Raw genomic sequence first — 23,963 nt, 5'->3', positions numbered from 1 at the left:
CCCGCCCTCAGTCCAGGACGCCCCAGCCCTGCGGCGGCAGGATCACCGCACCATTGTCGACCGCTGCCTGACCACCCAGCACGGTGGATGCACCCCCGGCGTCGACACGCTGCTCGGCACCGGACAGATTGAGCGCCACCATGAGTGAATCGTCACCGTCGACGGCACGGTAGGAGAGGACCTCGTTGGAGAGCTGCAGCACCTCGGTCGTCGCGCGGTGCAGCCAGGGGTGGCGGCGCCGAAGTCCGATGAGCTCCTGGTGCAGCGCGAAGACGGGCTGCCCGATCGCCGAGAGGTCCTCCGGCGACGGCGGGAAGAGCGGCCGGATGTCGTCGTCGCCCCCGATCCGATCCTCCTTGACGCCGCGATAGCCCTGCTCGTCCCCGTAGTACACGGACGGTGTGCCGCCCACGGTGAGGAGGACCACGAGCGCGAGCGGTAGCAGCCGGGCGTCGTCGAGCTTGCTGCTGATGCGGGTCACGTCGTGGTTGCCCACGAAGGTGAGCGGGGCGAAGGAGCCCAGGAGCACAGTGTGCCGGTCGAGCGCAGCGGCGAGCTCGAAGAAGTTTCCGTCGTTCAGGGAACTCCAGACGGCCTTCCACAGCTCGTACTGGGTGGCCGAATCGAGCCCGCCGGCAGCGACCTCCGCCGCATAGTCCCCGTGGATGTACTCCCCGACGAAGTAGGCCTCCGGATGGCTGACCCGCACACGGGCGGTCACCTCCGCCCAGAATGAGGCCGGGACGGCGTAGGCGGCATCGAGCCGCCAGCCGTCCGCGCCCCGGTCCAGCCAGAACTGCATGACCTCGACGACGAGATCCGTGACGGCGGGCTCCGCATGGTTCAGTGCCACGAGGTGGTGGTGGCCCTCGAAGTCGCGGTACCCGGGCTCGACGCCGGGCCCCGCACCGTCGGGCCAGTCGAGCGAGAACCACGACGCCGTCCCCGCCTCCGGGCCGGCTGCCAGGACCTCCTGGAATGGCGCGAAGGATCGTCCCACGTGGTTGAAGACGCCGTCGAGCAGGATCCGCAGCCCGCGCCGGTGCGCCTCGGCGAACAGGGTGTCCACATCCTCGAGCGTGCCCAGGCGGTAGTCGACGGCGAAATAGTCGGTGGTGTCGTAGCCATGGGTCTCCGACGCGAAAATGGGGCCCAGAGCCAGTCCGGAGGCGCCGAGCTCCACGGCGTAGTCGAGCCATCCCACGAGATCCAGCAGCCGGTGCGGGGCTGCGGGGTCCGAGGTGGCCGCCTTCTCCGCGCCCACGAAGCCCAGGGGATAGACCTGCCACCAGATGGCGTGCTGCACCCAGTCGGGTTCGGTCACTGTGCTGCCTTCCGTCGTCTCCGGCCCACGGGCACTGCTAGCGGGCTGCTTCAAGCGTGGCGTCGATCAGCTCCTGCAGCTCCTCCTGGGAACCCTCGGGGACGGAGCCCTGCGCCGTCCGGAGGGCCGTCACCGCAAGGTCTCCGCGGAGCCCGACCACGGTCATCGTTTCCTGCTCGCCGGCATCCGCCGACGACTGGTGCGTCAGGGTGCCGAAGGTCCGGTCCGCGTCGGTCGTCGCCTCGAGACGCTCCACTTCCTGGTCGACCGTGAGCCCCTGTGTCTCCACGCTGAAGGTCGAGCAGGCGTCCAGGGCGTCGTCCGAGGCCTCGATCCGGTCCTCGGCGAAGGCGGTGTCCGTGGAGGAGGCCAGCGAGACGACCGTCTGGACGGCGTCGCCGTCGGACATCGCCACCCCCGTGGCGTACCCGGCGCCCTCGGGCGTTTCGAGGGTGTTCGAGACGAACACCCCGCACTCCTCGGGCATGATCTCCACGGAATCGAGGAATTCGCGGGCGAGCTCCATGCTCTGGTCCAGCTGCTCCGTGGGCAGGACCTGCAGTGCCGAGCCGTCGGGGAGCTCCACCATTCCGAGGATGGTGGTGAGCTCCTCCGAGGAGTAGGATCCCGCACCGGCGCCGGGGGTTGCCGTGGTCTCCACGCCGGCGCCGACGCTGGCCTCGGCCGTGCTCGCTGCCGTGGCGCTCGCGGACGCCGTGGCCTCCGCCGTCGTGTCTCCGGCCGGCTCGTCCTCCGTGCTGGAGGAGCAGGCACTCAGGGCGAGGAGGGCTGCAAGGGCGAGTCCTGTGAGGGGTGCTGCTGAACGTGGCATGGGGTTCCTTCGACGACCGCCGGGCCCACGGCCCGCTCCGGCAAGGCTACAACGAGTGCCTGCCTCAGGAGGCTTTCCCATCGAGGCGTCGGGCGCCGGCCTGTGAGGCGGTGGTTGCCGGCAGCCGCACCACCGTTGCCCGCGGGTGCGTGAGGACCAGCGTCGCGACGGCGAGCAGAGCGGCGGGGATCGAGACGAGGACGACGACGGCGAGCCCGTACACCGCGAGCACCTCATGGACCGGCGACCCGTGGAGAAGTCCGAGCGTGGCGGCACCGCCGAACCACAGCCACAACCAGAACATGGCGATCACGACCACCAGGGATCGCGCACGCCGGTACCCCAGGGGGTACTGCCTCCGCCTACGCTGCATCGCCGTCTCCTGCGGGCCCGTGCTCCTCGCCCGCCCGGGACGGAGCCACTGGATGCATGATAAGCCCGATTGGGGCTTTCGTGTGCTCCTGTCCGAGAATGAGATGTGGCGAAATTGGGAGGATCGGACGCCGGTCCGGACATCACCGTGCAGCGGATCCACCGGAACGGCCTGTGGGCGCGTGCCACCTCCGTGGGCGAGGAAGGTGAGCGCGCGTTCGTCCTCGTGCCGGGCATCGGGGTGTCCTCGCACTATTTCGAACAGCTCGCGCCCCATCTGAGGCAGTTCGGGCCGGTGTATGCACTGGATCTGCCGGGCTTCGGCGGCGTCCCGCACGCCCGGACCGCGCTCTCCATCAGCCAGTTCGGCGAGCTCGTCGGTGCTGCCATCGACGAGCTCGGCCTCGAGGACCCGATCGTGGTCGGTCACTCCATGGGCGCGCAGATCTGCGCGGACCTCGCGGCCGACCAGTCCGGCCTGTCGAGCCTGGTGCTGATCAGCCCCGTCATCGACGCGGCGGCGCGCTCCCTCCCGGTCCAGGCGGTGCGCTTCCTGCGCTCGGCGCGGCACGAACCCTTCCGCGTCACCTTCCTCGCCGTGGTGGCCTATCTGACCTGCGGCTTCGGCTGGTTCTTCAAGATCCTCCCGCGCATGATGACGTATCCCATCGAGCGCACCGCCGCCCGCGTCCGGACCCCCACGCTGATCATCCGCGGCGAGCACGACGCCGTGTGCCCCCGTCCGTGGGTGACGGCTTTCGGCCGGGCGTTCGAGACCGCCACCGTGGTCGAGATCGAGGGTGCAGCGCACTCGGTGATGCACGCGCATGCCCGTGAGGTGGCAGCCATGTGCGTACGCCACGCGAGCGGGCACCTCGCGGATCATCCCGCGGTGGCCTCTGCCGCTGATCGGGAAGCGGGCGACGGCGGTGCGATCGCCGTCGTACCCGAGCTGCCGAAGGAGGCCGCATCCCTCAGCCCCGGCGAGCGGGCCCGCGCTCTGGCCGCCGAGCTCCAGGGGATCGCGATCGAGTTCAAGGGCAACAAGACGGACAGCGACCACCTCGTGGAGACGGGCCGTGAGCAGCAGGCCGAGGCCCGCGGGCGAGGCAGGACCTAGGCTGCGTCGAGCATCGATGACCTCCACGGCAGCAGGCGCGTGGTCGGTCATGATGGAGGAATGGAATCCGACGTCCGCAATGTCTCCGCCGCCCTCGACCTGATCTCGGAGCACTGGCAGCCGCACCGGCTCACCAGTATCAACGACTACGACGTGAAGGTGGTGAAGCTGCAGGGCGAATTCGTCTGGCACACCCACCCGGACACAGACGAACTCTTCCTGGTGCGCAGCGGCCGGCTGACCATCCAGCTCCGCGACCGCGACGTGGAGCTCGGTCCTGACGATGTGTTCGTGGTCCCCGCCGGCGTCGAGCACTGTCCCCGTGCGGACGAGGAGGTCTCTGCGCTCCTGTTCGAGCCCAAGGGAACGGTCAACACCGGCGATGCGGGCGGAGATCGGACGGCCGATCTGCAGGAACTATGACTTCTCCTGTCGAGACAGCAGAAGCGACCGGCTCGGAGGGCGCCGGTCGGTGATGTCCGCAGTTTCGGCGGCGTAGGGTCCTCAGCGAGCCACGAGCACTACCGCGTCAGCGCCACCTGCCCGACATCGGATGCGGCAGATCCCAGCAGGTGCACGTGATCGGGTGTCAGATCCTCGACCCTGTTGACGCCGAGCAGCTGCATGGTGCGGGCGGTCTGCGAACCGAGGATGTCGATGGTGCGATCCACGCCCCTGCGGCCACCGGCCATGAGCCCGTAGAGATAGGCGCGGCCAATGAGGGTGAAGTCCGCTCCGAGGGCGATGGCGGCCACGATATCCCCGCCGCTCATGATGCCGGTGTCGAGGATGATGGCCGTCCTGCCCTTGAGTTCGGCGGCAACGTGGGGCAACAGGTGCAGGGGGATCGGGGCCCGGTCCAGCTGGCGGCCACCGTGGTTGGAGAGGATGATGCCGTCGGCCCCGTGGTCCACGGCCTTCTTCGCGTCGTCGAGCGTCTGGATCCCCTTGACCACCAGATTGCCCTTCCATACCCCGCGCAGCCAGTCGAGATCCTCGAACGTGAGGGTGGGGTCGAACATGGAGTTGATGAGGTCGGCCACCGTGCCGGAGTAGCGCGAGAGCGAGGCGAAGGAGAGCGGTTCGTGGGTGAGGAAGTTGTACCACCAGGCGGGCCGGTAGGAGGCATCGACCACGGTCTTCAGCGTCAGGGCGGGCGGGATGGTCATGCCGTTGCGGACGTCGCGGAGGCGGGCCCCGGCGACGGCGGTGTCCACCGTGACCATCAGGGTGTCGTTCCCCGCGGCGGCGGCGCGTCGGATCAGCTCCAGGGAGCGCTCCCGATCCGTCCAGAGATACAGCTGGAACCAGTTGCGCCCGCCAGGTGCTGCCTGTGCCACGTCCTCGATGGACGCGGTGCCCATGGTGGAGAGCGTGTACGGGATGCCGGCGGCCTCGGCTGCCTGCGATCCGGCGTACTCCCCCTCCGACTGCATCATGCGGGTGAAGCCCGTGGGTGCTATGCCGAAGGGCAGCGCTGAGGTCTGCCCGAGGATGGGCGTGGTGGTGCTGACGGTCTCCACGTCGCGAAGGATCCCCGGCCGGAACTCCAGGTCGAGGAAGGCCTCGCGGGCCCGGCGCAGGGAGATCTCCGCCTCGGCCGCGCCATCGGTGTAGTCGAAGGGTGCCGTGGGGGTGCGCCGCTTGGCCTGCTCGCGCAGATCCCAGATGGTGTGGGCCCGCCGCAGCCGGGCGGCCGTCCCGAGCTCGGGCCGCTTGAACTGCATGAGGGGTGCGAGATCGCCCACGCTGGGGATCCTGCGCCGCAGGGCCGGAGGGACGGATGGTCGTGAAGGAAGCTGCATGGGGTGCCTTCGCTCGTCGTCGGGCATCGTCGCGGGACGTGGGCCGTTGGTCAGGCAGACTCTACGGCCATGTGGTCGGACCACACAAGCTATGCTGGCGCCATGCGCAATCACCAGGTGGTCTCGGTATGGCTCGAGGGTGAACTCGGCGCCGGTCGCCTGGCCATCGGCTCGCGCCTGCCTGGAGAGCGTGCCATGGCCGAGCAGCTGAACATCTCACGGGCGTCGGTGCGCGAGGGCACCCGCGTCCTGGAGGCCCTGGGCGTCGTGCGGGCCGGCGTCGGATCGGGACCGCAGGCCGGGACGATCATCACGGCCAACCCCGCCCTCGCCCTCGACTCGGCACTGCGGCTCCACGTGGCGAGCACGCATCTGCCCGTCGGCGACATCGTTCAGACCCGGCTGCTGCTCGAGACCTGGGCCGCGGCGCACGCCTCGCCGGAGTCGCCCGCGCTCCGGAGCGCTACGGCGCTCCTCGACGAGATGGATGCGCACGACGACGGCCCTGCCGGGTTCCTCGAGCGGGACGCGCTCTTCCACGTGGCGCTCGCCGAAGCCACGGGCAATGTGCTGATCGGAGCCATGATGGGCTCCCTCCGCGGCTCCATCGCCGAGTACACCCAGCGCCTCACCACGGGTCTTCCGGACTGGGAAGCCACGTCCGGGCGGCTGCGGCGCGAGCACCGGGCCATCCTCGAGGCGATCCTGTCCGATGACGGCGCGTATGCAGCAGCGCTGGTCCGTGAGCACATCGAGGGCTTCTACCAGGAGTCCGGGGTGCATGGCAGCGCCGGTACATGACTCGATGGATGGCGGGGATCCGGGCCTACACTGCAGGAAGTGGAACGCCGCACACCCGATGGACGAGGAGCCGACCATGGAGTACACCCCGCAGATCCTGGGCGCTGCCCCGACCGGGCGGGGCCGGGCATGAGCGCCGTCGACGTCCTGACCGAAGCTTTCGGACGCCTCCCCGATCTGGTGCGCGGCGCCGTCGGGGATCTCGACGCTGCCCAGCTGACGGTGCGTCCGGGCGGTTCCGCGAACCCCGTGGGGTGGCTCGTCTGGCATCTGACCCGCGTGCAGGACGCCCATCTGGCCGAGGCCTTCGGGCATCCCGAGATCTGGCGTGCCGAGGGCTATGCGGGGCGTTGGGATCTATCGCTGGAGCCCGAGGACACCGGCTTCGGCCACACAGCGGACCAGGTGGATGCCGTGCAGGTGGGGTCGGCGCAGCAGCTGCTGGACTACTTCGACGCCGTTCATCGCCTGGCCGTGACGCTGGTCGCCGGACTGCGGGAGGAGGACCTGCAGCGGGTGGTGGACGAGCGGTGGGACCCACCCGTGACCCTGCTGGTGCGGCTCGTGAGCATGCTCGACGACGCCGTGCAGCATGCCGGCCAGGCCGCCTACGCGCGGGGGATCATCCTGGCCGGAGACCCGACGGACTGAGTCTGCGCGCTGCCGACTGACCCTGTGCACCGTCGACTGAGCCCGCGCGCCGACGACTGAGCCGGCGGACTGCAGCTCGTGCCCGCACACTGCAGCCCGGACCTGCGCACTGCCCGTCAGCCGCGGGGCTGCTGTTCTCCCGCCTCGATCGGTCCGTCGATCACGTTCGAGGTCACAGGCATGGGACACGTGCCGAAGGCCGTGAACGCGCTGGGGTAGTTGATCGCCCGGTTGAAGTCCAGGACCACAGCACCCTCCGGGCCGGGTGCCGGCGTCGTGAGCCTCCGCCAGGGTGCCGTGGTGGTGCCGTTGGTCGAGTCGTGGAAGGTGATGGACAGAGCGCCCGTGGCGTCGCGGGAGGCCTTGAGCCGGATCTCCTGCGGACCGTCCAGCAGGGAGAAGACGATGTCGCCCACGCTGGTCTGCAGTCCGGGGACCTCCGGGTGCGCCGTCGTGATCTGCTCCACGAGGGGGGCGGGATAGGGCTCGAAGCGGCCCTTCAGGACGAGATCGGGCCGGTACCCGAAGACGGGCACGCCGCTGAAGTCCGTCAGGGTGGGCGCGAGTGCGTCGCGGGTGCGGATGGCGTACCGATCCGCCCGGCGGGCCAACTCCACCACGATCCGGTGTCCGTCCTCCCCGCCGTAGGAGACCCACGAGAGGGACTCCTCGTCGTCGAGCGCAGCGGTGATGGCGCCCTCCACGGGGCCGCCGCTGGAAAGCTCCGTGAGCCCGTCCGCGGCTTCGGCCAGCAGGCGCGCCCGACCATCCTCGGATGCCCAGAGTCCTGGGACCAGGTCCACGGTGGAGGGCTCATGGCTCAGCCACTGCAGGGAGGCGAGCGTCAGCCAGCCGTGCGGCTCGGCGAGCTCGGCGTCGCGCCTGTCCCGGAAATGCTGCCAGCGTTCCTCGGCGATCGGGGTAGGGGCGTCCATGATGTCCTTCGTGAGCGGCAGGTCGAGGAGTCGGGGCTCAGTTGCTGTAGCTCGCGGCCGCTCCGAAGCCCGCAATGACGATGACGACGAAGAGGATGCCCGCGAGGATCGCCAGTCCGTACAGGATGGTGGTGATCCAGCCGAGGATCTTCCCGGCCGTCGCGGGCACACCGAAGCCCTCGGCCTTCCTGGCCTGCCAGATGGCGAGCGGTCCGAAGACGATGCCCGCGACGAAGAATCCCACCAGGCCGAAGATGAGGGAGAGCTGCGCCGCTTTCTCCCCCTCCAGCCGCTCGTAGGACGGTTGGTAGAACCCGGATTGGTACGGCTGGTAGGACCCGCGATACTCCTCCGGTCGATACGGCGCGTCGACGCCCTGCGCCCTGTGCGCACCGCCGTCGTAGGGGTTCTCGTGTCCGCCGGGGGACCGGTTCTCGGTGCCGTAGGGATCCTGGGACATGGTGGTCCTCCTGCTCGACTGCTCTTCGGGTGTACCGCAGCACCTGCTCGTGTACCTCATCATGCCGCGTCCCGCCCTCCCGCGCATCCGGGTACTCCTGTCCTGGAGCAATGCGCCTCGTGACGGGTATATTCCAGAGATGACATTCATCCGGTTGATCGCCGCCACTGCCGCGCTTCTCGGGATCGTCGCGCTCGGACTCGTCCTCGACACCCCACGGGTGGTCGAGTCCTCGGAGTGGACCCAGTACCGCAGCGCCGCGACGAACAACGCGAGTGTGACCAGCGGCCTGACGGAGATCCGTACGGGTGCCATCGCCACGGCCAACCAGGTCCGGTCCACGCCGGTGATCGCCGCGGGGAAGATGTTCGTGGGCAATCACGACTCGGGTGAGCTGCAGGCCTTCGATCTGGTCACCGGCGCGCTGATCTGGCAGCAGAAGGCGCCCAACTGGGTGCACTCGGAGATGATCTACCAGGACGGGCGGATCTACGTGGGCTTCGGCAACCGCCTCGAGCCGGAATGGGAGCCGGGCGACAACCGGGTTCGCGGACTCGGCGAGAGCGGCCTGCTGAGCCTGGATGCCGCGACGGGGAAGCCGCTGTGGCGCTACGACACCGAGGGCGCCGTGATGCCGACCCCGGCGCTGGTCGATGGTTCGCTGTACGCGGTCACCGGGGACAAGCACCTCTACGAGCTGGATCCGGATACAGGCGAGGAACGCACGGTGGAGGCGCTGCCCAACTGGGTGAGCATGTCCTCTCCCGCAGCTGCCGACGGCGTGCTCTACTTCGGTGGCGGGAGCACCACGCCCAGCCGCGTCTATGCGTACGACACCGAGGCGAAGGACTTCGCGTGGCGCACGGAGATCCCGGCGGCCACCGCCGGGCTCGACGATGTTCCGCCGGCCGTCGCCGACGGCCTGGTGGTCACCACGCTGATGCACGCGGTCAGGGACGACGCGGACGAGATCGTGGGGGAGACGCACGAACTCCTGGCACTGGATGCCGCGACCGGCGAGATCGCGTGGCGCCACGATCTCGGGAGCGGCCCTGTGGGCTCCAACAACCGCTCCGGTGCCCCGATGATCGACGAGGGCACGGTGTTCGTGGGGAGCCCCACCACCAAGGAGTCCTACGCCTACGATCTGCAGTCCGGCGAACAGCTCTGGCACGCACCCACCGGGGCCGTGAAGGGCGCTCCTGCCACCAACGGTCGGTCCGTGTACTTCGGCACGGTGAAGGGAGCCGTGTTCGCGCTGGATCCGCGGACTGGGGAAATTCAGGGCAGGGTGGACCTCGACGGCGTCCTCGCCCCGATGGGACCTGTGATCGTGGACGGCACGAAGCTGGTGGTGGCCAGCCAGAACGCCACGATCTACATCCTCCCCATCGGCGGGGACGGCGGCTTCGCCGGCGCCGAGGACGGGACTACCCCCGGGTCCTGATAGGCGGGCGGTCAGGCGGCGTCCTCCTCCGCCGTCGCCCGGTGGAGGCGGAAGGTCAGGAACAGCCGGTGTGCGGTGATGACGACGGCGAGCCAGGCGATGCCGAGCGTCCACGCCACCAGGACATCGGTGAGCCAGTGGTGCCCGAGGTACACGCGGCTCAGCCCCATCGTGGCCGCGAAGACCAGGGCCAGCGCCACGACCAGAACCCGGGTGCGTCTGCGGTGCCGGCGCACCACGAGCAGATACGCCACGATCCCGGCGATCACCAGCGCGTTGAGCGCATGACCGCTGGGGAACGACGGCGAGGTCTCGTAGGGCGGCACGGCGAATTCCTGGGGCGGGCGGAGCCGGCCGATGGCGTCCTTGCCCGCGACGGTCATGAGGAGGGAGCCGAACGCGGCAGCCGGGATGAGGATCACCGGTGTCCAGGATCGGCGTCGGACCGCGAGCAGCACCATGATGCCAAGGGCGAGGACGGGCATGCCGATAGGCCCGCCGAGGTTGGTGTACCCCGTCATGAAGGCGCTGAACCAGTCCTGCCGCAGCGACATCGCGAGCTCCAGGGCGGGCCTGTCCAGTGCCGCGACGCCGTCGGACTCCACCACCGCCTCGTACACCTCGGCCGACGCCGCCGTCAGCGCCGCCACGATCCCACCCCCGATGCCGACGATGAGCAGCAGCGCGGCATGCGGGCCGATCCACCGGATGAGGGGTGCGAGGCTGCGAACGAGGAGACGCCCCACGGGTGTCCGCCACCACGTGAGGTCCCGGGTTCCCACGTACTGGTCCTGGTGTGCCGGCATCCACCGAGCCTATGCCGATCCGGGCGTCCGGGTGGTCCGTCGGCGATGCGTGGAAGGCCGTTCCACCGGACGGTGTCGCGGGTTAGGCTGGCGCCATGAGTGAGCCAGAGCTGATCCGCGACGTGGTCCGAGGTGTTCCCGTCTTCCCGGACGAGATGCCGTTCTTCGATCCGGGGGCGGCGCCGGAGTCGCCGATCGAGCTGTTCTTCACGTGGTTGAGGCAGGCGGTCGCGGACGACGTCGCGGCGCCGCACGCCGTCACGCTGTCCACGGTGGGCGACGACGGCATGCCGGATGCGCGCGTGGTGATCCTGAAGGACCTGACCCAGGCCGGATGGCAGGTCGCCTCGAGCAGCGACAGTCCCAAGGGACGCCAGCTGAGGGCGAATCCCGCGGCGGCGCTGACGTTCTTCTGGCCGGCCGTCGGGCGGCAGGTGCGCATCCGGGGTGCCGTGTCGATCGGCACCACCGAGGAGAACGACGCCGATTTCCAGCGGCGCCACCCCGTGGCCCGTGCCCTGGTGCTCGCCGGAGGGCAGAGCGAGGTGATGGACAGCCGCCGGGTGCTCGATGCCGCCGTCGACGAGCAGGTACAGCGGCTCGAGGCGGCGGACGGCATCGCGTCGACCACCTGGACCGTCTTCACGGTGGCCCCGGACGAGGTGGAGTTCTGGCAGGCCGACCAGCAGAGACTCCATACACGGCTGCTGTACACCCGGTTCGGTGCGGGATGGCGCAGGGAGCTGCTCTGGCCGTGAGGCGCTGGTCGCTCAGCTGAAGAAGACAATGCGAACGAGGGCGAGTGTGCCGATCACGAGGATGGTGATCCGCAGCGTGAGGGGCGACAGCCGGCGGCCCACCCGCGCCCCGACGAGCCCGCCGAGGGTGGCGCCGACGGCGATGAGCAGCACCACCGTCCAGTCGATGGACTCGGGGGCGGCCACCATGAAGGTGAGCGCGGCGACGCCGTTCACCACCGTGGTCAGCACATTCTTGATGGCGTTGATCCGCTGCAGGCTCTCCATCGTGACCAGGCTCATCAGGCCCACGATCAGGATGCCCTGGGCGGCGCCGAAGTACCCGCCGTACACACCGAGCAGGCCGATGCCCACGAGCAGGAGCAGGGCCCGACGTCGGGAGGGCGCCGCGTCGGGCGCCGTCTGACCCCCCTTCGCCGCCGCCGCCCGCTGGACCCGGGGCGCCACCGCCACCATGACCAGGCCCAGGACGATGAGCGCGGGCACGATGGCCTGGAAGGCCTCCGGGGGCAGGACCAGTAGCAGCAGGGCACCGGCAAGACCGCCGAGGACCGAGAGGGGAAGGAGCCTGAGCAGGAGTCGCTTGTTCGCCGCGATCTCGCGACGATAACCCCAGGATCCGGAGAGCCCACCACCCACGATCCCGATGCTGTTGGAGATGTTCGCGACGATCGGTGGATAGCCGAAGAGCAGCAGGGTGGGAAAAGTGACCAGCGTGCCGGAGCCCACCACCACGTTGATCATGCCCGCCCAGAAGGCTGCGGCGAGGATGACGAGAACTTCGAGCACGCGGGGGATGTCCTCTCGAACGGGACAGGAGGCGGAACCACGGACCGGCGGAGGCGATGCCCACAGCATCGGCTCCGCCGGTCCTCAGCCTAGCGAAAGTCCCACGATCGGACCGGCCACCGCCCGGACGGTGCCCTGAGTGCCGAAGCCGCAGGCACCGGGGTGATCAGATCCGCACGAGCATCTTGCCCGTGTTGGCGCCGTTCATCATGTCGAGGAACGCATCCACCGCGTTCCCTATACCGTCCACCACGGTCTCGTCGAAGACGACGCTTCCGTCGTGCAGCCAGCCGGTCATCTTCTCGGCGAACTCGGCCTGCAGGTCCTGGTGCTGCCCCACGGTGAAGCCCTCGAGCCGGAGGGAGCGCGTGACGAGATTCGAGAGGTTGTCCGGCCCGGGGGCACGCTGGGTGTCGTTGTACTGCGAGATCGCCCCGCACAGTGCCACACGGCCCCCCGTGTTCAGCCGGTCGAGCGCGGCCTCGAGATGATCCCCGCCCACATTGTCGAAGTACACGTCGATCCCGTCGGGGGTGAGTCCCCTGAGCTGTTCCCTGACGGGTGCGTCCTTGTAGTTGAAGGCGTCGTCGTACCCGTACTTCTCCCTGAGGACCGCGACTTTCTCGGCCGATCCCGCGGAGCCGATGACACGCGAGGCCCCGAGCTTCCGGGCCACCTGCCCGGCGATCGATCCCACGGCTCCGGCAGCGCCCGAGATGAACACGCTCTCACCCTCGGCGAGACCCGCGATGCGCTTGAGTCCCACGTAGGCGGTCAGGCCGGTCATGCCGGCCGCACCGAGGAAGACGGACAGGGAGAGGCCGGTCTCCGGCAGGGCCGAGAACTGTGCAGCCGGTGCCTGGGCCACGTCGCGCCAGCCGTAGCCGTGGAGGACCGCGGTCCCCACGGGAAGGGTGTCCGACGTCGACTCCACCACGCGGCCCACCGCGCCGCCCGTCATGGTCTCGTCCAGGCCGAACGGCGGGACGTAGGACTTCGTGTCGTTCATGCGTCCGCGCATGTACGGGTCCACGGACACGAACTCGTTGCGTACTCGCACCTCGTCCGGGCCGAGGGCGGGCAGGTCGATCGAGACGGTCGAGAAGTTCTCGCTGGTCGGTGTACCGACGGGGCGCGAGGTGAGCTGGATCTGGGTACTGCTGGTCATTGACTGCTCCTGGTGCTGTTCGTTGCCTTCTGAGGCAAACTATTGGCCCAGGGCAATTATTCCGGTCAGAGCGATCGCGCCAGTCGCGCCCGCAGTTCGACGGCGGTCGGCGGCGCATCCACAGGCTGCGGCGCCCGCCCCCACAGCCACAGGAGCATCTGCTCGGCGTCCGCGCGCAGGGTCGCCTGCCCATCTGCGGGAACGTCGCGCTCGACGACGACGCGCTGGGGGTCGAGCCGGACATCCCAGGAGTGCGGTCCCACCTCGAGCCTGATGGTTCCGCACGAAGCCTCCGGGTCCGGCTTGCCCCGCGCGAGCATGACGAACAGCACCTCGTCGACGCCGTCCACCGCGAGTGCCGGATCCAGGGACGTGGTGGTCCCCGGGGCCGCGTCCTCGAGGTCGAAGCGGTGGATCACCGTCTCATGGGTGAGACGCCGGATCCAGAAGCCCACGGTCTGGTCCTCCGGCACCCAGCTCTGCGCCGGATCCGTGGGCTCATGGGCGTCGAACTGCTCGATCAGGCGGGCATGGCAGTGTTCGAGGAGGGCCCCCGGAGGGAGGCTCCCGACGCTCAGCGGCGGCCAGCCGTGACTGGGCTTCTCTCCCGTCCTGATGGTCTCGGCCTTGTGCAGGAACACGATCGCGGTGTGCCGGACGAGGTCCTCACCGTTCCAGCCGGGGCAGGCGGGCACCGGCCGGTCGAGGGTGGGCTGGACGAGGGCGGAGAGGGCGAGGTATTCCCGGTCGAGGAGCTCCCGGTACCGGTTGAAGGAGAGGGCGTGGGGAGAGGGGCGGCTCATTCCTCGAGTGTAGGCGCGCACCTCGGACCCGACGATGTTACCGGCGGGTAATGTGACCGGCATGCACCTGATCCTCCGCACCCTGCTGCTGCTCGTGACCTCCCGCCGGCGCTCGGCCCTCAGCATCTGGGACGCGGGCAGTGTGCGCCTCCGCGTGCTCCTGACCGACATCGACATCGCGATGCACATGAACAACGGGATGTACTTCTCGGTGTTCGACCTCGGACGGTTCGACCTGATGGTGCGCAGTGGAGTGTGGCGAACCATGCGCCGTCGGGGGTGGAGCCCGGTGGCGGCGGGGGAGACGATCAGCTTCCGCAAGTCGCTCACGCTGGGCCTGCGGTACACGATCGAGACGCGCATCATCGGACTCGACGAGCGCGCCATCTACTTCGAGCAGCGCACCGTGGCCGACGGCGAGATCTATGCGCGGGCGTTCATCGCCACGCGCCTGGTCTCGTCGTCCGGCCCGATCAGCAACGGGGAGATCATCGCGGCCTTCGGTGCGCCGCCGGAGGATCTGGTGCTCCCCGCCTGGATCCACGAGTGGCGGCTCAACAACGCCCTGCCGAGCACCCGGAAGCCCGCGCCGCACGTCTGGTAGGCGCGCAGGTCGGGTCTGCCGGAGGCGCGCTACCGGTCCGCGGGCTGGCTGGAGCGGCTGCGGACGAGATGCTGGATGCCGAACAGCGAGAGCCCCACCAGGAGGAGGATCCCCGTACGGAGCCAGATCTCCCCGGTCTGCTGCGTCAGCAGCAGGACGCAGGACGCGATGGCCAGATAGGGGAAAACCACCGGGATGTGGAAGTGCCGGTGGGCCACCGTGTCCTTCCGCAGCACGATCACGGCGATATTGGTGCTCAGGAAGACGAACAGCAGGAGCAGGACGACCGTCTGCGCCAGTGATTCGAGCCCGCCGGTGAGGGTGAGGGCCATGGCGACCAGGGTCGTGGCGACGATGGCCAGCCACGGGGTGCGACGGTTCGGCAGGACGCGGTCGAAGATCGAGGGGAACAGGCCCTGCTCCGCCATACCGAAGGTGATGCGGCTGGACATGATCATGGTCAGCAGCGCGCCGTTGGCGACCGCCACAAGAGCCACGAGGCTGAAGAGCCAGTTCGGTATCCCCGCTCCCGTGGCAGCGACGACGTCGAGCAGGGGCGAGGTGGACCCTGCGAGCTCCTCCGGAGGGAGTGCCACGGAGGATGCGAGGCCGATCAGGAGATACACGATGCCGGCGGTCAGGAGGGCGCCGAAGAGTGCCCGCGGATAGACGCGGCTGACGTCCTTGACCTCCTCGGCCACATTGGCGGAGACCTCGAAGCCCACGAACGAGTAGTAGGCGATCAGCGAGGCCGACAGGACGGCGGTGGCCGGGCCGACGCCCGGGGGGAACTCGTTGACGCGCGAGATGTCCCCGTTGCCGGCACTGATGAAGATCCCGACGACGACGATCACCAGGACCAGCCCGGAGACCTCGATGACGGTCATGACCACGTTGCTGCGCACCGACTCCTTGATCCCGCGCATGTTCAGCAGGGCGAGCAGCACCAGGAACACCAGCGCGGCGGGTACCACCGGGACGTCGATGAATGTGGTGAGGTAGCCGCCCGCGAAGGCCTGCGCCAGACCGGCGGCACTCGTCACCCCCGCGGCGAGCATGCAGAAGCCCACCAGGAACGAGATGAACGGTGTCTTGAACGCACGCTCGGCGAAGACCGCGGCACCGCCGGCCTTCGGGTACTTGGTGACGAGTTCCGCGTAGGATCCAGCGGTGAGCAGCGCCAGGGCGAGGGCCACCATGAGCGGGATCCAGATGGCACCGCCCACCTCCTTCGAGATCACGCCGACGAGTGCGTAGACGCCGGCTCCGAGGACGTCGCCGAGAATGAAGAGATACAGCAGCGGCCCCGAGATACCGCGCTTCAGCCGGGTGTCGGGGACGTGATCGGTGGAGGCCATGGCGTCATTCTAGGGGAACCAGTAAGCAGGCTTCGTATCTCGTTCTCCATCTCCTACCACCGCACCGCCCAGCACGCTACGGGGGTGCGGACCGGCAATTTGCACGATCACGTGTGACAGACCGCATAATTACCCTCATCACCGATGGCCGCAGGCGGCCACCCACGCCCACAGAAAGGTTATCGATGAGTTGGCTCAGCCGCGACCATACGATCGCTCCACCAGGATTCAACCGATGGCTCATCCCACCGGCAGCGCTCGCCGTCCACCTGTGCATCGGCCAGGCGTACGCGACCAGCGTCTACAAGACAGCACTGACCTCGCACTTCGACGCCAGCCTGACCCAGATCGGCATCATCTTCTCGATCGCGATCGTCATGCTGGGACTGTCCGCAGCCTTCCTCGGTACCTGGGTGGACCGTAACGGTCCGCGCATGGCGATGTTCACCTCGGCCCTGTTCTGGACCTCCGGGTTCCTGGTGGGCGCCCTCGGCATCTTCACGAACCAGCTGTGGCTCGTCTACCTGGGCTACGGCGTCATCGGCGGGATCGGCCTGGGCATCGGCTACATCTCACCGGTGTCCACGCTCATCAAGTGGTTCCCGGACCGCCCGGGCCTGGCCACCGGCATGGCGATCATGGGCTTCGGCGGCGGCGCCCTCATCGCGAGTCCCCTGTCCACCCAGTTGCTGCGCATGTACGATCCGAACTCCGGCGCAGAGGGTTGGGTGGCGAGCGGCGAATCCGTCGGCAAACTGTTCCTGACCCTCGCCGCCATCTACCTCGTGTACATGATGTTCGGCGCGTTCACCATCAAGGTCCCGGCCGAGGGCTGGAAGCCCGAGGGCTTCGATCCTTCCCAGCTGAAGTCCAAGAAGCTCATCACCTCGGACAACGTCTCGGCCTCCAACGCCATCAAGACCCGCCAGTTCTGGCTCGTCTGGATCGCGCTGTTCTGCAACGTGACGGCAGGGATCGGCATCCTCGAGCAGGCCTCCCCGATGATCCAGGACTTCTTCCGGGGCGCCGACGGCACCACCGCGGTGTCCGTCGCGGTCGCCGGCGGTTTCGTGGGGCTGCTGTCCATCGGCAACATGGGTGGCCGTTTCCTCTGGTCGACGGCGTCGGACGTCATCGGCCGCAAGCGCATCTACATGGTCTACCTCGGTGTCGGCGCGCTGCTGTACGTGGTGCTGGCCCTCGCCGGCTCCTCGACCACACTCCTGTTCGTCGCCATGGCAGTCATCATCATCTCGTTCTACGGCGGCGGATTCTCCACCGCACCGGCCTACCTGCGCGACCTGTTCGGCACCTTCCAGGTAGGGGCCATCCACGGCCGGCTGCTGACCGCATGGTCCGCGGCGGGCATTGCCGGGCCCCTGATCGTCAACGCCTTCCTGGATGCCCAGGGAACGCCGGGCGAGCTCACGGCCAGCGCCTACCAGCCGGCACTCCTGACCATGGTGGTCCTCCTGGTCATCGGATTCATCGCCAATCTGCTCGTCAAGCCCGTCGACTCCCGGTTCCACGAACCTGCCCGGGAGAACAAAGAACTAGTGAAGGAGGCCTGAAATGGCCGCAGCACGGATCATCTTCGTCTGGGCGCTGGTCGCAGTGCCGCTCGTCTACGGCGTGACCCAGACCCTCATCCGCGTCTCAGCACTGTTCGGCGGCTGAGACCACCGGGTCGAGGCATGGCAATGAGCGAACAGCATCCCACCGTCCCCGAGGGCGGTGGGATGCCTGCGTTGGAGGAGATACGCGAGGGCGTCTGGGCGCTGGCGCAGCCGATGCCCGGCGGCCATCTCGCATACTCCGTCGCCTATCTGCTGCGGGGTGACGACGGCGGCATCCACGTTATCGATCCCGGTTGGGACTCCGACGCCAACTGGGCGCGGCTGGAGTCGGTGCTCCGTGAGCTTGCGCCCGATCGCGGCGGCGTCAGCGCTGTCACCGGTATCACGGGCACCCATCTGCATCCCGACCACGTGGGTCTGGCAGCCCGCCTCCGCGCCGGGTCAGGAGCCGGCTTCGCGCTGCACGGTGTGGAGCGGCAGGTGCTCGAGGAGCACAGCACGCGCCTGCTGGACCCCGACGAGGCGCTCGGACGCCTGGAGGGCTGGGGTGTCCCGGACGGCGAACGGCGAGAACTCCTCCGCTTCGTCGATCGCTCACCCGAGGGACTCGCGATGGCCGTGGACCACGGTCTGGCCCACGGCGACATCCTGGACGTCCCGGGTCGCCGGATCGAGGTGATGGCGACACCCGGGCACACCGCAGGCCACATCTGCCTGCGCGACGACGACCACGAACTGCTCTTCACGGGTGACCACGTGCTGCCGACGGTCTTCCCCGGGCTGGGCCTCGGCGGCACGACGGCGTCGAATCCCCTCGCGGACTACATCGCGTCGGTGGAGCTATTGGAGCCCTACGGCGACTACGAGGCGCTCCCGGGCCACGGCCACCGGTTCCGGGGTCTCGGTGACAGGGCCCGTGCCTGCCGCGATCATCATCTGGCACGCACACAGGACGTCGGGGCGATCCTCGAGGAGACCGCGCCGGGATCCGAGGACCCGCCCATCTGGGACATCGCCTCCCGCCTGACCTGGACGGCGGGCTGGGACGGTCTGCACGGCCTGCACCTGCTGTCCGCACTCAGCCAGACCGCGATGCACGTGGACTTCCTCAGGTCCGGGCCCGTCCGCTAGGTCCGCCGGAGACCGCAGCGGTATCCGGGTGCAGGTATGGCGTCCCCTCCGGGCACCGGGCGGACGGCCGACTACACGCCTGGCTCCTGCTCGCCTAGATTGAAGGCATGGCCGACACCACCCAGTACCAGGACGCCGCCCCGTCCAGCCCTCCGCTCCTCGAGCAGCTCGCCGCCGCACACCGGGTGGCAACCACCTTCAAGGGGTGGGACGGTGAGCCCGCCTACGTGGCCCCGGAGACCCTCGTCCTGGTGCTCGCCGCACTGGGGGTCGACGCCTCCTCCGCTGCCCGGATCGAACGTGCCCTGGAGGATGCGCAGCTCAGGGAATGGCGCTCCGTCCTCCCCGCCGTCGTCGTGGTCCGCCGGAGCGACACCGATCCCGTGGCCCTCCATGTGCCGTCCGGCGCCGCGGTGGAGGTCTGGGCCGTCGACGAGGACGGCGTCCGTCACGACGGGAGGGTCGGCGCCGCGACGCTGAGCAGAACCGTCGACGGACAGGAGCGGGAGCGCCGGGAGGCCGTGCTCCCGGAGGAGCTGCCACTCGGCTGGCACACGCTCCACGCCCGGGTGGACGGCGAGGACTCGTGGTGCACCTTCGTGGTCACCCCGGACCGCCTCAGCACCACGGCAGCGCTCATGGATCGCCGCACGTGGGGGCTCATGGCCCAGCTCTACTCCGTGCGCTCGGCGGAGTCCTGGGGGATCGGCGATCTCGCCGACCTCGGGCAGATAGCCCGCACCACGGCAGACCAGGGTGGCGGCTTCGTCCTGGTCAATCCCCTCCATGCCGCGGAACCGAAGCCTCCGGTGGAGCCCTCCCCCTACCTGCCCACCACGCGCCGCTTCTTCCACCCCCTCTACCTGCGCATCGAGGACATCCCCGAGTACGCCCTCCTGGACCGCGCTGCCCGCGCCCGCGTGGACGATCTCGCGGCATCGTTCGCCGACGCCAACACCACCGCCGGCCTGCTCGACCGGGATCCGTCCTACGCCGCGAAGCTGGAGGCGCTCGAGCTCCTGTTCGCCGTCGAGCGTGCCGACCAGCGCCGGCACGCCTTCGACGCCTACCGTGCGCGCCAGGGTCAGGGACTCGGTGATTTTGCCCTCTGGTCCGCCCTTGCCGAGACGCTGGAGCCGGGCGCGGCAGCGTGGGACGACGTCGGCCGACCGGGTTCGCCGGCAGCACGGCGGACCGCGGAACGCCACGCGGTGCGCATCGAGTTCCACGAGTGGGTCCAGTGGCTCCTGGACGAGCAGTTGCAGCGGGCCCAGCGTGCCGCCGAGGACGCAGGCATGTCGATCGGCGTGGTGCACGATCTCGCCGTCGGCGTGCACCCGAGCGGAGCCGACGCCTGGGCGCTGCAGGAGGTCCTGGCTGCCGGGATCAGCGTGGGTGCCCCGCCGGACATGTTCAACCAGCACGGCCAGGACTGGAGCCAGCCGCCGTGGCATCCTGAGCGCCTGGCCGCCTCCGGGTACGCAGCCTTCCGCGACATGCTCCGCAACATCCTCACCCACGCCGGAGGGATCCGGGTGGATCACATCCTCGGACTGTTCCGACTGTGGTGGATCCCGCAGGGCCAGGCACCCGGCGCGGGGGCCTACGTCTACTACGACCACAGGGCACTCATCGGCATCCTGGCGCTGGAAGCGGAACGGGCGGGTGCGATCGTGATCGGCGAGGACCTCGGCGTCTTCGAGCCAGGGGTCCAGGAGTATCTCGGTGAGCGCGGGATCTTCGGCACGTCGATCCTCTGGTTCGAGCAGGACGACGACGGTCCGCTGCCGCCCGAGGCGTACCGTGCCGCATGCCTGACCACCGTGACCGTGCACGATCTGCCGCCGAGCGCCGGCTACCTGGAGGGTGAGCACGTGGTGCTGCGGGAGGAGCTCGGTCTGCTCAGTCGTCCCGTCGAGGAGGAGCGGGCGGAGGATCGCGCCGTCCAGGAGAAGTTCCTCGGCCTCCTGCGTGAGCGCGGCCTGCTGGTCGGTGACGTGCCGGGATTGCAGCAGACCGTCGAGGCGCTGCACGGCTTCATCGGCCTGACCCCGTCGGTCCTGCTCGGCGTCGCACTCGCCGATGCGGTGGGTGAGCGCCGCACGCAGAACCAGCCAGGGACCAACGACGAGTACCCGAACTGGCGGATCCCGCTGGCGGATGCGGACGGACACGTGGTCCTCGCCGGGGATCTCGCAGGGAATCGGCGCTTCGCGTCGCTCGTCGCCGCGCTGGGGTTGCCTCCCTCGACCTGACCTGACCGGCCGGACCATGACCGAGGGCCCCGACACGTGTCGGGGCCCTCGGTCATGCACGACTGCTGGTGCTACTGCCCGAGGTCGGGGCGGGTATCCTCGTCCTGCGCCGTGAACGGGGTGTCCTCGATGGTCCGGGGATCGCCACCGCTTGGTCCCGTCCCCGTCCCGGTGGTCCCGGTGCCGGTGGTGGCGTTGCCGGAGGTCGCCGAGGTGTCCGAGGGGGACTTCCCGGTGGCGGAGGAGTCCTTGCCCGACTTCTGGGGCGCCTTCGCGCCGTCGTCGTCGGACCCGATGTTCTTGAGGCCGTCCTTGACGGCGTCCTGGACCTCCGGCGCCTTGTTCTTGATCGTCTCGGCGGTGGAGCTCACGGTCTCCTGGACCTTCGGGTTGCCCCACAGCTCCTGCGCCTTGGTCTTGATCTGCTCGTAGCTGTCCCTGCCCGCGCGGGCTCCCAGGACGAACCCGGCCGCCATTCCTGCGGTGAAAACCAGTTTGTTCTTCATGCCGTTCTCCCTCCGATGGACTGCGTTCCCTCTGAATCTAGACCATGGCGTCGGCGCGTGGCCGTCCGCGCCTCAGGAGGAGCGCAGGAGCGGCCGGACCACATCCGAGAGGACGGACGTGGATTGGGGCTGGTGCTCGCGCCGGTTCAGTTCCTCGGCGAGCTCCTCCTGGCGGATCTCCGTCTCCATGGACGGTTCGCCGTCGTGGACGTACTCGTAATCGAGTTCGCGATGGATCTTGCTGTTGAGGACCTCGACCTCGGGCAGTTCGAGTGCGGAGAGGTCCTGGGGGAAGTCTTCGGATGGCGTCAGTCTGGTGCTCATGGGCCCTGTTCTCCGGTACGGCGATGACACGAGAATCGGGCCCGCTTCTGGACCGCGCACGCCGGACGAGTCCGACGAATCAACAGCGTATCCGGCACCGATCGATAACGGAAGCGGCGGCTGATCCGTGGCGTCGTTCCGTCTGTCGGTGCCGGACGCTAATCTGTCGCCCGACGTCGTGGAGGGAGGCCTGATGCCTGAGGGTGACAGCGTCTTCCGGCTCGCCGCGCGCCTGAGGAGATCGCTCGACGACCGGACGCTGAGCCGGGGGGACCTGCGGGTGCCGGCGCATGCGACCGACGCCCTCGACGGTCTGCGGGTGCTGGAGCACGCCACGCACGGCAAGCATCTGCTGACCCGGTTCGACGGCGGTCTCACCCTCCATACCCATCTGCGCATGCAGGGGTCGTGGACCGTGACCGCCCCGGGTCGGAGACTGCCGTCGCGCCTGTTGCCCGAGGCGCGGGTCATCCTCGCCGTGGGGCACGGGCCCACGGCCTACGGATTGAACCTGCCGGTCGTCGAGCTGCTGGACACGCGGTCCGAGGGCGACGTCGTGGGGCACCTCGGACCCGATCCGCTGCGGGCCGACTGGTCGGCGGCGGAGGCTGCCCGGAGGCTCGCGAGCACTCCGGGGGAGCGTGTGGTGGCCGCACTCCTCGACCAGCGCAGAGTGGCAGGCTTCGGCAACCTCTGGGCCAACGAGCTCTGCTTCCTGCGCGGTGTCCACCCGGACACGGTGATGGCGGACGTCGACGCGCCTGCGCTGGTGGCCCTCGGAGCACGGTGCCTGCGCTTCTCGGCGACGCAGCCCGGAGCGCACCAGGTCACCACGGGGAACACACGGCGCGGCGAGCAGCACTGGGTGGCCGGACGTGCCGGGCGGCCCTGCCTGCGCTGCGGGACCACCGTCCAGGTCAGGGCGGAGGTCCCGAATGATCCCGGCCGACGCCGGACCTGGTGGTGCCCACGATGCCAGCAGGCCCCTGCAGCGACCCGGTAGCCGGCAGGGCATCCGGGAGCGCTGCCGGCACGCCATGGGGCCGCCGGGCGAGTGGGAGGATGGATCCGACCACACCGCCGAACCCCATGAGGATGCCCATGTCCCGGACCCCTGACACACTGCCTCTGAACGCCTTCGACGGCGGGCATCGCTGCGCCGCCGCGTCGAGGAGCCCCCGGGCCGCGAACGGCAGCCGGGCAGCGCTGTGATCGCCGGGATCGAGACCGGGGGCACCAAGGTGATCTGCGCCGTCGCCGAGGCGCTGGATCCCGGGACCATCCTCGCCGAGACACGGATCGACACGACCTCCCCCGAGCAGACGCTCGCCGCCATCCGTGACTTCCTCGCTCCGAAGGCAGTGGACGGCCGCTTCGACGCTGTGGGCGTCGCCTCCTTCGGACCCGTCGACGTCGACCCGGATTCGGCCCACTTCGGCAGGATCACCTCGACGCCGAAACGGGGCTGGCGTGGCACCGATCTGCTGGCGGGTCTCCGTCTTGCTTCCGGGACTCCCGTCCGCCTCGTGAGCGACGTGACCGGCGCCGCGCTCGGCGAGCACCGGTTCGGAGCGGGGCGGGGCGTGAGCGATCTCGCCTACGTGACGGTCGGGACAGGCGTGGGCGCCGGTCTCGTGGTGGACGGAGCCCCGTTCACGCAGCGTGCCCATCCGGAGCTGGGGCATCTGTTGGTCCGTCGGCACCCCGAGGATCCCTTCGGCGGTGTCTGTCCGTTCCACGGGGACTGCCTCGAGGGTCTTGCGTCCGGTCCTGCGATCCAGGCCCGCTGGGGCAGACCGGGAATTGACCCCGGTCCCCGGCAGCGAGAATCCCTGCAGCTGACCTCCTACTATCTGGCGCAACTGCTGGCGACCATCAGCTACACCACAGCGCCGCAGCGGATCGTTGCAGGGGGAGGTGTCATGAAGACCCCCGGTCTGCTCGAGGCGGTCCGTGAACAACTGGTGCTGCTGGTGGGCGGAGCACTGGCGGACCATCCCCTGACGGATCCCGCCAGCGGCTACGTGGTGCGCCCGGAGCTCGGGGACGGCTCGGGGGTCAGGGGCGCACTGTCCCTGGCGAGTGACGCACTGCCTCCGGCGCCCGTCCTTGGCTGAACGGCACCCCGGCCTGCGCT

Annotated in this window: 26 protein-coding genes; 13 read left to right on the top strand and 13 right to left on the bottom strand. The window is 69.3% G+C overall.

The window, feature by feature from the left end:
• Nucleotides 1-7: 7 nt before the first annotated feature.
• From FQ377_RS02855 to FQ377_RS02845, 3 genes are all read right to left on the bottom strand, one after another.
• A complete protein-coding gene (locus FQ377_RS02855; protein WP_148599707.1) occupies nucleotides 8-1,324 on the bottom strand; it encodes an alpha-amylase family glycosyl hydrolase in 1,317 nt (438 codons plus the stop codon).
• 37 nt (nucleotides 1,325-1,361) lie between these two features.
• The gene (locus tag FQ377_RS02850) at nucleotides 1,362-2,156 is read right to left on the bottom strand and encodes a hypothetical protein (protein ID WP_148599706.1); all 795 of its coding nucleotides are present in this window, start codon (nucleotides 2,154-2,156) and stop codon (nucleotides 1,362-1,364) included.
• A gap of 64 nt (nucleotides 2,157-2,220) precedes the next feature.
• Nucleotides 2,221-2,529, bottom strand: coding sequence for a hypothetical protein (locus FQ377_RS02845; RefSeq protein ID WP_148599705.1), 309 nt, complete (start codon nucleotides 2,527-2,529; stop codon nucleotides 2,221-2,223).
• Between the two features lie 105 nt (nucleotides 2,530-2,634).
• Between FQ377_RS02845 and FQ377_RS02840 the strand changes: the two genes are divergently transcribed.
• Together FQ377_RS02840 and FQ377_RS02835 are read left to right on the top strand one after the other, a co-directional pair.
• Nucleotides 2,635-3,648: an alpha/beta fold hydrolase gene (locus FQ377_RS02840; protein ID WP_262364230.1), complete on the top strand. Its 1,014-nt coding sequence runs from the start codon at nucleotides 2,635-2,637 to the stop codon at nucleotides 3,646-3,648.
• A gap of 60 nt (nucleotides 3,649-3,708) precedes the next feature.
• A complete protein-coding gene (locus tag FQ377_RS02835) occupies nucleotides 3,709-4,071 on the top strand; it encodes a cupin domain-containing protein (RefSeq protein WP_148599704.1) in 363 nt (120 codons plus the stop codon).
• Between the two features lie 98 nt (nucleotides 4,072-4,169).
• Here FQ377_RS02835 and FQ377_RS02830 read toward each other — a convergent pair whose 3' ends face one another.
• Nucleotides 4,170-5,480: an alpha-hydroxy acid oxidase gene (locus FQ377_RS02830; RefSeq protein ID WP_148599703.1), complete on the bottom strand. Its 1,311-nt coding sequence runs from the start codon at nucleotides 5,478-5,480 to the stop codon at nucleotides 4,170-4,172.
• 75 nt (nucleotides 5,481-5,555) lie between these two features.
• Here FQ377_RS02830 and FQ377_RS02825 point away from each other — a divergent pair, with 75 nt between their 5' ends.
• Together FQ377_RS02825 and FQ377_RS02820 are read left to right on the top strand one after the other, a co-directional pair.
• Entirely contained in the window at nucleotides 5,556-6,254 is a 699-nt protein-coding gene (locus FQ377_RS02825; RefSeq protein ID WP_148599702.1) for a FadR/GntR family transcriptional regulator, read from the top strand.
• A 129-nt stretch (nucleotides 6,255-6,383) separates the two neighbouring features.
• Nucleotides 6,384-6,905, top strand: a complete 522-nt coding sequence (locus FQ377_RS02820; RefSeq protein ID WP_148599701.1) for a mycothiol transferase — start codon at nucleotides 6,384-6,386, stop codon at nucleotides 6,903-6,905.
• A gap of 116 nt (nucleotides 6,906-7,021) precedes the next feature.
• Here the strand turns inward: FQ377_RS02820 and FQ377_RS02815 are convergent, their stop codons facing one another.
• A complete protein-coding gene (locus FQ377_RS02815; protein WP_148599700.1) occupies nucleotides 7,022-7,840 on the bottom strand; it encodes a DUF1684 domain-containing protein in 819 nt (272 codons plus the stop codon).
• A gap of 37 nt (nucleotides 7,841-7,877) precedes the next feature.
• On the bottom strand, nucleotides 7,878-8,300 hold the full coding sequence (locus tag FQ377_RS02810; RefSeq protein ID WP_148599699.1) for a DUF4190 domain-containing protein: 423 nt from the start codon (nucleotides 8,298-8,300) through the stop codon (nucleotides 7,878-7,880).
• A gap of 139 nt (nucleotides 8,301-8,439) precedes the next feature.
• Here FQ377_RS02810 and FQ377_RS02805 point away from each other — a divergent pair, with 139 nt between their 5' ends.
• Entirely contained in the window at nucleotides 8,440-9,747 is a 1,308-nt protein-coding gene (locus FQ377_RS02805; RefSeq protein ID WP_222861823.1) for an outer membrane protein assembly factor BamB family protein, read from the top strand.
• A gap of 11 nt (nucleotides 9,748-9,758) precedes the next feature.
• Here the strand turns inward: FQ377_RS02805 and FQ377_RS02800 are convergent, their stop codons facing one another.
• The gene (locus FQ377_RS02800; protein WP_148599697.1) at nucleotides 9,759-10,553 is read right to left on the bottom strand and encodes a phosphatase PAP2 family protein; all 795 of its coding nucleotides are present in this window, start codon (nucleotides 10,551-10,553) and stop codon (nucleotides 9,759-9,761) included.
• A gap of 95 nt (nucleotides 10,554-10,648) precedes the next feature.
• Here FQ377_RS02800 and FQ377_RS02795 point away from each other — a divergent pair, with 95 nt between their 5' ends.
• On the top strand, nucleotides 10,649-11,311 hold the full coding sequence (locus tag FQ377_RS02795) for a pyridoxine/pyridoxamine 5'-phosphate oxidase (RefSeq protein WP_148599696.1): 663 nt from the start codon (nucleotides 10,649-10,651) through the stop codon (nucleotides 11,309-11,311).
• A 12-nt stretch (nucleotides 11,312-11,323) separates the two neighbouring features.
• Here FQ377_RS02795 and FQ377_RS02790 read toward each other — a convergent pair whose 3' ends face one another.
• From FQ377_RS02790 to FQ377_RS02780, 3 genes are all read right to left on the bottom strand, one after another.
• Nucleotides 11,324-12,100, bottom strand: coding sequence for a sulfite exporter TauE/SafE family protein (locus tag FQ377_RS02790; protein WP_262364229.1), 777 nt, complete (start codon nucleotides 12,098-12,100; stop codon nucleotides 11,324-11,326).
• Between the two features lie 166 nt (nucleotides 12,101-12,266).
• A complete protein-coding gene (locus FQ377_RS02785; RefSeq protein ID WP_148599694.1) occupies nucleotides 12,267-13,268 on the bottom strand; it encodes an NADP-dependent oxidoreductase in 1,002 nt (333 codons plus the stop codon).
• Nucleotides 13,269-13,333: 65 nt separating this feature from the next.
• On the bottom strand, nucleotides 13,334-14,071 hold the full coding sequence (locus FQ377_RS02780; protein ID WP_187393231.1) for a maleylpyruvate isomerase family mycothiol-dependent enzyme: 738 nt from the start codon (nucleotides 14,069-14,071) through the stop codon (nucleotides 13,334-13,336).
• Nucleotides 14,072-14,132: 61 nt separating this feature from the next.
• Here FQ377_RS02780 and FQ377_RS02775 point away from each other — a divergent pair, with 61 nt between their 5' ends.
• Nucleotides 14,133-14,675 carry an acyl-CoA thioesterase gene (locus tag FQ377_RS02775; protein ID WP_148599692.1) on the top strand — a complete coding sequence of 181 codons (543 nt, stop codon included), beginning with the start codon at nucleotides 14,133-14,135 and terminating at the stop codon, nucleotides 14,673-14,675.
• Between the two features lie 29 nt (nucleotides 14,676-14,704).
• On the opposite strand, the gene FQ377_RS02770 is transcribed toward FQ377_RS02775, so the two are convergent.
• A complete protein-coding gene (locus FQ377_RS02770) occupies nucleotides 14,705-16,033 on the bottom strand; it encodes an APC family permease (protein WP_148599691.1) in 1,329 nt (442 codons plus the stop codon).
• Nucleotides 16,034-16,218: 185 nt separating this feature from the next.
• Here FQ377_RS02770 and FQ377_RS02765 point away from each other — a divergent pair, with 185 nt between their 5' ends.
• From FQ377_RS02765 to malQ, 4 genes are all read left to right on the top strand, one after another.
• A complete protein-coding gene (locus tag FQ377_RS02765; RefSeq protein WP_148599690.1) occupies nucleotides 16,219-17,604 on the top strand; it encodes an OFA family MFS transporter in 1,386 nt (461 codons plus the stop codon).
• Nucleotide 17,605: 1 nt separating this feature from the next.
• Nucleotides 17,606-17,710, top strand: a complete 105-nt coding sequence (locus tag FQ377_RS15335; RefSeq protein ID WP_472974036.1) for an MFS transporter small subunit — start codon at nucleotides 17,606-17,608, stop codon at nucleotides 17,708-17,710.
• Nucleotides 17,711-17,733: 23 nt separating this feature from the next.
• The gene (locus FQ377_RS02760; protein ID WP_262364228.1) at nucleotides 17,734-18,741 is read left to right on the top strand and encodes an MBL fold metallo-hydrolase; all 1,008 of its coding nucleotides are present in this window, start codon (nucleotides 17,734-17,736) and stop codon (nucleotides 18,739-18,741) included.
• Nucleotides 18,742-18,848: 107 nt separating this feature from the next.
• Nucleotides 18,849-20,996: a 4-alpha-glucanotransferase gene (gene malQ, locus FQ377_RS02755; RefSeq protein ID WP_148599689.1), complete on the top strand. Its 2,148-nt coding sequence runs from the start codon at nucleotides 18,849-18,851 to the stop codon at nucleotides 20,994-20,996.
• Between the two features lie 71 nt (nucleotides 20,997-21,067).
• Here the strand turns inward: malQ and FQ377_RS02750 are convergent, their stop codons facing one another.
• On the bottom strand, nucleotides 21,068-21,502 hold the full coding sequence (locus FQ377_RS02750; RefSeq protein ID WP_148599688.1) for a YtxH domain-containing protein: 435 nt from the start codon (nucleotides 21,500-21,502) through the stop codon (nucleotides 21,068-21,070).
• A gap of 72 nt (nucleotides 21,503-21,574) precedes the next feature.
• Complete coding sequence (locus tag FQ377_RS02745; protein ID WP_148599687.1) at nucleotides 21,575-21,826, bottom strand: hypothetical protein; 252 nt, start codon at nucleotides 21,824-21,826, stop codon at nucleotides 21,575-21,577.
• Nucleotides 21,827-22,019: 193 nt separating this feature from the next.
• Here FQ377_RS02745 and FQ377_RS02740 point away from each other — a divergent pair, with 193 nt between their 5' ends.
• Nucleotides 22,020-22,829 (top strand): DNA-formamidopyrimidine glycosylase family protein, encoded by an 810-nt coding sequence (locus FQ377_RS02740; RefSeq protein WP_148599686.1) that lies wholly within the window; start codon nucleotides 22,020-22,022, stop codon nucleotides 22,827-22,829.
• A 205-nt stretch (nucleotides 22,830-23,034) separates the two neighbouring features.
• Entirely contained in the window at nucleotides 23,035-23,943 is a 909-nt protein-coding gene (locus tag FQ377_RS02735) for an ROK family protein (RefSeq protein ID WP_148599685.1), read from the top strand.
• The last annotated feature ends 20 nt before the right edge of the window (nucleotides 23,944-23,963 follow it).

The sequence above is a fragment of the Arthrobacter echini genome, from assembly GCF_008107445.1.
Classification (GTDB): Bacteria; Actinomycetota; Actinomycetes; order Actinomycetales; family Micrococcaceae; genus Arthrobacter_D; species Arthrobacter_D echini_A.
Note: the sequence above shows the minus strand (reverse complement) of the source record. Positions and strands in the feature narration are given on the sequence as shown.